General features: G+C 66.3%; 1 protein-coding gene. It reads right to left on the bottom strand.

The window, feature by feature from the left end; translation table 11 throughout:
* On the bottom strand, positions 1-7124 hold a 7124-nt coding region (locus RHCRD62_RS16770; RefSeq protein ID WP_157050956.1), incomplete at its 3' end, for a non-ribosomal peptide synthetase.
* Positions 7125-7170 lie beyond the last annotated feature (46 nt).

Here is a 7170-nt window from a genome sequence, read left to right as displayed (position 1 = left end):
GACGTGAAGATCACGTACGCGGCATTCTCCGGNCGCAACGGATGGACACGCTCGGCATCGGTGACCGGCGACCCGGACCACGACGACTCCACGAACAGGTCCACCTCGACCGCCGCGACACCCGACGGAAGATCAACCGCATCGCGCGCAGTGGTCAACACACACAACGGCCGAGCGATGTCGAACACCGACTCGAGCCGCTCCACCGGCTGATCCGGATCCACCGGCACATACGCACCACCGGCCGTCATCACCGCATGCATCGCGACCAGCATCTCGATCGAACGCCGCGCAGCGACCACCACCGTCGACTCCGGGCCAACACCAACCGAAATCAACTGCCGCGCAAGAGAATTGACGCGACCCGCAAACTGCTCGAAGGTCAACGTCACACCCTCGAAAGTCACCGCAGGCGAAGACGGACGATCCCCCACCGTCGCAGCGAGCAGATCCACCAACGTGCCCGACGGCACCACCGCACCCGTCGCATTCCACGCCGTGAGCATCAACTCCGCATCGGCCTCCGGCACCACCACCACATCACCGACCGGCACAGCCGGATCAGCCGTCACCTGCCGCAAGACCTGCCGCAACACATCCGCGAACCGCGCCGCCGTCGCCGCCTCGAACAGATCAGTCGCATACGTCAGCCAGACACCGATCCCGGCAGGAACACCCTCCTCATATCGGTCGGCAAAACTGAACTCCAGATCGAACTTCGCAGGAACCACGTCGGATTCGAGCGCCTCGACACTCAGGCCATCCAACTCGACGGACTGGTCCGCACCAAGGTTCTGGAAGGCAAGCGACACCTGGAACAACGGCGAATGCGACCGCGAACGCGTCGGGTTCAGCGCCTCCACCAACCGCTCGAACGGCACATCCGCATTCGCGAACGCCGCCAGGTCCACCTCCCGCACCGACTCCAGAACCTCAGCGAACGACTGTGCACCATCCACAGCCGTCCGCAACACCAGAGTGTTCACGAACATGCCAACCAGATCGTCGAGCTCCTGCTCGCCACGACCCGCGACCGGCGAACCGACCGCGATATCCGTGGTACCGGTCAAGCGCGCCAACAACACCGACACCGCGGCATGCACGACCATGAACGGGGTGACCCGGTAGGCCTGCGCGAGCGCATCCACGGCCTCGTGCAGATCCCGCTCGATCTCGAACTCGTGTACTGCACCCAGGTTCGACGCCACAGCCGGCCGCGGACGATCGGTCGGCAACTCGAGGACCTCGGGCAGGTCGGCGAGCGCCTGCGTCCAGAACCCGAGCTGACGACTGATCAACGACTCCGGATCGTCCTCGGATCCGAGCACCTCACGCTGCCACAGCGTGTAATCCACGTACTGCACCGGCAACGGATCCCAGCCCGGTGCCACGCCGGCATGACGCGCGCCATACGCCACCATCAGATCACGCGTCAACGGAGCCATCGAGAATCCGTCGCTCGCGATGTGGTGCACGACCACCACCAACACATGCTCGCGCTCGTCCCCGTCAACCCGCAACAACACCGCCCGCATCGGCACCTGCGAAGCCACATCGAAACCCGCACCGACCACACCGAGCACCCGCCCGGGCACCTCGGCCGCCGCAACCGACTCCGGCGTCAGATCCAGCACGAACTCGTCCAACACCACCTGGCAACCGATGCCCTCGAACTCCGGATACACCGTGCGCAACACCTCATGCCGCGCAACCACATCCGCCACCGCAGCCTGCAACGCCGACACGTCCAGATCACCGGACAACCGGATCGCCGCCGGAATGTTGTACGCCGCCGACTCCGGATCGAACCGGTTCAAGAACCACATCCGAGACTGCGCCAACGACAACGGCACCCGATCCGGACGCACCCCCGCCACCAACGGCGCACGACGCCCACGACCCGCAATCAACGCAAGCCGCGCAGCCAACCCGACAACCGTCGAATCCTCGAAAACCTCCCGCACCGGCACCGTCGTGTCCAACGCAGCACCCAACCGGGCCACCACCTGGGTCGCGATCAGCGAGTTGCCGCCCAACGCGAAGAAGTCGTCGTCGAGACCGACGCGCTCGATTCCGAGGACCTCGGCGAACAACCCGGCAACGATCTCCTCGGTGGGCGTGGACGGTGCCCGGAACTCCGCCACCTCGAATACCGGCGCCGGCAACGCCTTCCGCTCGAGCTTGCCGGAAGCGCTCACGGGGAACTCGTCGAGCACCATGAACGCCGACGGAACCATGTACGACGGCAGGCTTGCACGCAGGGCACCGCCGAGCGCGTCCACCTCCACCCGGGCCCCGGCCACCGGCACCACATACGCCACGAGAAGGGGGCCGGACGCGGTGTCCTCACGCACCACGGCCACTGCCTGCGACACACCCGGCTCCGCGAGCAGCGCGGCCTCGATCTCACCCAACTCGATCCGCAGGCCACGCAACTTCACCTGGAAGTCGGTACGCCCCACATACTCGAGCTCACCGGACTCGGTCCAGAACACCAGATCACCGGTCCGGTACATCCGCTCACCCGACCGGAACGGATTCGCCACGAACCGATCCGCCGTCAGATCCACCCGACCGTGGTACCCACGCGCCAACTGCACACCCGACAGATACAACTCACCCGCAACACCCACCGGAACAGGATTCAGGCGCGAGTCGAGCACGAACACCTGCGTGTTCGGAACAGGAGCACCGATCGGCACAGACATGGACTCGGTACCGTCGACCCGGCGATGCGTCGAGTGCACCGCGGCCTCCGTCGGACCGTACAGGTTGTGCAACTGCGCACCGCTCACCGCACCGAAACGGGCGGCAGTCTCGGCGGCCAACGCCTCACCGGCCGCGAATACGTGCCGCAACATCCCACCCGCGATGGCGGCCGCGGACTGCACATCGACGAACACCGACAGCATCGACGGCACGAACGACGTCGCCGTGACGCCACCCTCGGCAATGACCGACGTCAGGTACTCGGGATCACGATGGCCGTCCGGCCGCGCAACAAGCACCGCCCCGCCGGTGACCAGCGGCACGAACAACTCCCACACCGACACATCGAAGGTGAACGGAGTCTTCTGCAATACGACGTCGTCGGAACCGAACCCGTACCGGGTGGCCATCCAGACCACCTGATTCACGATCGCGGCATGGCTGACCGCCACACCCTTCGGCCGACCCGTCGACCCGGACGTGAAGATCACGTACGCCGTGCTCTCCGCACGCAACGGCCGCAGCCGCTCAGTATCCGACACCACACCATCGGAGAACTCAGCCAGATCCACGTCGTCCACGCACAGCACAGACCTGTCCCCCGCGACCGAGAAACCGTCACGCGCAGTCGTCAACACACACACCGGATCCGCGGAATCNAGGATGTGCCCCACCCGATCCGAAGGCTGATCCGGATCCACCGGCACATACGCACCACCGGCCGCCTGCACCGCGTAGATCCCGACCATCATCTCCAGCGACCGCCGCATCGCGACCGCCACCAGCGACTCCGGACCAACACCCACCGAAATCAGGTACCGCGCAAGACGATTCACCCGAGAAGCGAACTCGCCATACGACAGTGACTCGCCCTCGAACACCAATGCAACCGCGTCCGGAGACGCGGCCACCTGCTGCTCGAACAACGCCACCAAGGTCGCGTCCGAAACCGGCAGATCGGCGGTGTTCCACTGCTCGAGGATCGCCTCACGCTCGACCGCACCGAGCAGTTCGATGTCACCGACGACCGCCGACGGGACACTGGCCACTGCGCGCAGGATCCGAACGAACCGTTCCGCGAACCCCTCGACCGTGGCGGGGTCGAACAAGTCTGTTGCATACGTGATCTCGGCGGTCATGCCGGACGATTCGCCGGCCTCGTCGACAGACTCCGACATCGTCACCTGCAGATCGAACTTCGCGACCCGCGCATCGACCTCGAGTCCGGCCACCCGCAAACCTGGCAGTTCGACAACGGGTACCTCGACGTTCTGGAACGACAACGCCACCTGGAACAGCGGGTGTCGTGCCTGCGACCGGGTCGGCGACAACACCTCCACCAGTCGCTCGAACGGCACATCCGCATGCGAGAACGCCGCCAGATCCGCCGCCCGCGTCTGTCCCAGAAGCTCGGTGAACGCACTCGCCGGGTCGACCTGCGTCCGCAACACCAGAGTGTTCACGAACATACCCACCAGATCGTCCAGTGCCGCCTCACCACGACCGGCCACCGGCGCACCGACCGCGATGTCGGATGTCCCCGACAGTCGCGCCAAGAGCACGGCGAGGGCCGCGTGCACGACCATGAAGAGCGTCGTGTTCTCCTGCCTGGCAAGCTCGTTCAGCGCAGCATGGAGCTGTGCGTCGATCTCGAACACATGCGCAGCGCCACGATTCGATGCGACGACCGGACGTACCCGGTCCGCGGGAAGATCCAGTCGATCAGGCAGATCGGCCAGTGCCCCGCGCCAGAAATCGAGCTGGCCGGCCATGACGGAGTCCGGGTCGGACTCCGAGCCCAACACCTCCCGCTGCCACAGCGCGAAGTCGGCGTACTGCACCGGGAGCGGCGCCCACCCCGGTGTCTGCCCCGTGCTGCGGGCGACGTAGGCGAGCATCAGGTCACGGGTGAGCGGCGCCATCGACCAGCCGTCCGAGCTGATGTGATGTGCCACCATCACCAGCACGAACTCCGGCTCGGCCGTCCCACGCACCGAGAAGAGGTGCGCACGCAGCGGAACCTCGGTTGTGACGTCGAACCCATTCGCCATCAGGGTCGTGGCAGCCCCGAGGATCTCGGCTGCGTCGACCGTGACCGGGGTCAGATCCGGTACCGCCTCGCCGGTCGGCACGATCACCTGAGACGGCTCACCGTCGATCTCCGGGTAGACCGTCCGCAGCGACTCGTGGCGCTCGAAAAGGTCGACGACCGCCGCGCGAAGCGCGTCGAGGTCCAGTTCACCGGTCAGCCGGAGTGCTGCCGGAATGTTGTAGAGGGCGGATTCGGGATCGAACCGGTTGAGGAACCACATCCGCTGCTGCGCCAACGACAGCGGCAGCCGCTCCGGCCGCTCACCCGCCACCAGCGCAGCTCGTGCCCCTCGGCCGGAGAGCTCGTCGGCTACGGCGGCCAGTCCGGCGGCCGTCGAGGCCTCGAACACCGTGACGACGGGAATCACCGTGTCGAGTGCTGCACCCAACCGTGCCGCCACCTGGGTGGCGACCAACGAGTTGCCACCGAGTTCGAAGAAGTCGTCGTCGACACCGACCCGTTCGAGTCCGAGCATCTCGGCGAACAGCTCTGCCAGCAGCTCCTCGGTGGGTGTGCTCGGAGCGCGGTACTCACGTGCGAGAGACGAGAAATCCGGCGCCGGTAGCGCTTTCCGGTCGAGCTTGCCGCTCGCGTTGATGGGAAAGGCGTCGAGGACGACGAACAGTGACGGCACCATGTAGTCGGGAAGTCGCTGCTTGAGGTCGGCACTGAGCTGACGGTGGTCGGGCGAGGAGCCCGGTTCGGCGATCAGGTAGGCGACGAGGCGGTCACCGACGGTAGGGTCGTTGTGCACGACCACAACCGACTGCGCGACCTCGCTGCTTGCCAGGAGGGCCGACTCGATCTCACCGAGCTCGATACGCAGACCACGCAGCTTGACCTGGAAGTCGATGCGTCCCAGGTAATCCAAGGCGCCGGCCGGGTTCCACCGGACGAGGTCTCCGGTGCGGTACATACGTGCGCCACGGGCACCATACGGGTTCGCGACGAATCGATCCGCGGTGAGTTCGGGCCGGCGGACGTAACCGCGGGCGAGCTGGACGCCTGCAAGGTACAGCTCACCGGGAACCCCGGCCGGCACCGGACGCAGCCCGTCGTCGAGGACCAGCACCTCGGTCTCCGCGATGGCGTAACCGATGGGCATCGTCGCCCCGTCAGCCTCGCTCGTCTCGTGGCGGGTGACGTCGACTGCGGCCTCGGTGGGACCGTACATGTTGTGCAGCGGCACATCGAAGATGCCACGGAAGCGCGCCGCGGTCTCGGGTGGCAACGCCTCACCCGAGGAGAAGACCAGCCGCAACGTCCCGACCCCGCGAGCCGCGGGGTCGGCGAGGAACATCGACAACATCGACGGGACGAACTGGGCGACGGTGACGCCACGGTCGACCATCGTCCGCGCGAGATAGGCCGGGTCGCGGTGGCCGTCGTGCGTCGAGATGACCAGCTTCGCACCCGCCGCCAGCGGCCAGAACACCTCCCACAACGAGACGTCGAAGGTGAACGGTGTCTTCTGCAGGAAGACATCGTCGCCGGTGATGCGGTACTGGGCGGTACGCCACAGCATGTTGCTCACGACAGAGCGATGACTGACCGCAACTCCCTTCGGGCGCCCGGTCGACCCGGAGGTGAAGATCGCATAGGCCGCGTTGTCGGCCGACAGCGCCACGATGCGGTCCGTGTCCGTGACCGTGGCACCTGAGTAGCCGCTCACATCGAGGGTGTCGATCTCGTACACCGTTGCGCTCGCGGGCAACGGCACAGCGTCGCGGGCGGTGGTGAGCACCGCCGCCGGCTGCGCCACCTCGAGAACGTACGCGATACGGTCCGCCGGATGGTCGGGGTCGAGCGGCACGTAGGCGCCACCCGCCTTCACGATGGCGTACATGCCGATCATGAGGTCGAAGGAGCGACGGATCGCCAACCCGACCATCGACTCGGGGCCGACGCCGGACTCGATCAACTTGCGGGCCAGGGCATTCGCGCGTGAGTTGAACTCCTCGTAGGTCATCTCGGCGCCCTCGAATTCGAGAGCGACCGCCGCTGGGGTCCGCGCGACCTGTTCGTCGAACAGCGATGCGAGCGTCCGGGGTGCCGTCGCGACGATGCCGACGGCCTCGACCACATCCGCGAACAAGCCGTCGAGCACGGCCGCAAGTCCGTTGTCCTCGGCTTCGTCGAGTCCGGGCAGCAGGGTCGAGAGCACCACCGGGATCAGGGCATCGGGTCCGAGTGCGCCGCCCATCGCCGCGTCCAGGCTTTCCAACTCCGCATGCAACGCGCCGTAGCTGACGTCGGTGTCGCCGTGAGCGATCGCGAGGCGATCGGGATCGGTCCTAACAGCTTCTGCGATCAACCGCGGCAAGTCTTCGATCGAAAGAAAGTGCCCTCGCGGCTCAACACCCGACATC

It is taken from the genome of Rhodococcus sp. RD6.2 (genome assembly GCF_001040705.1).
GTDB lineage: Bacteria > Actinomycetota > Actinomycetes > Mycobacteriales > Mycobacteriaceae > Rhodococcus_G.
Note: the sequence above shows the minus strand (reverse complement) of the source record. Positions and strands in the feature narration are given on the sequence as shown.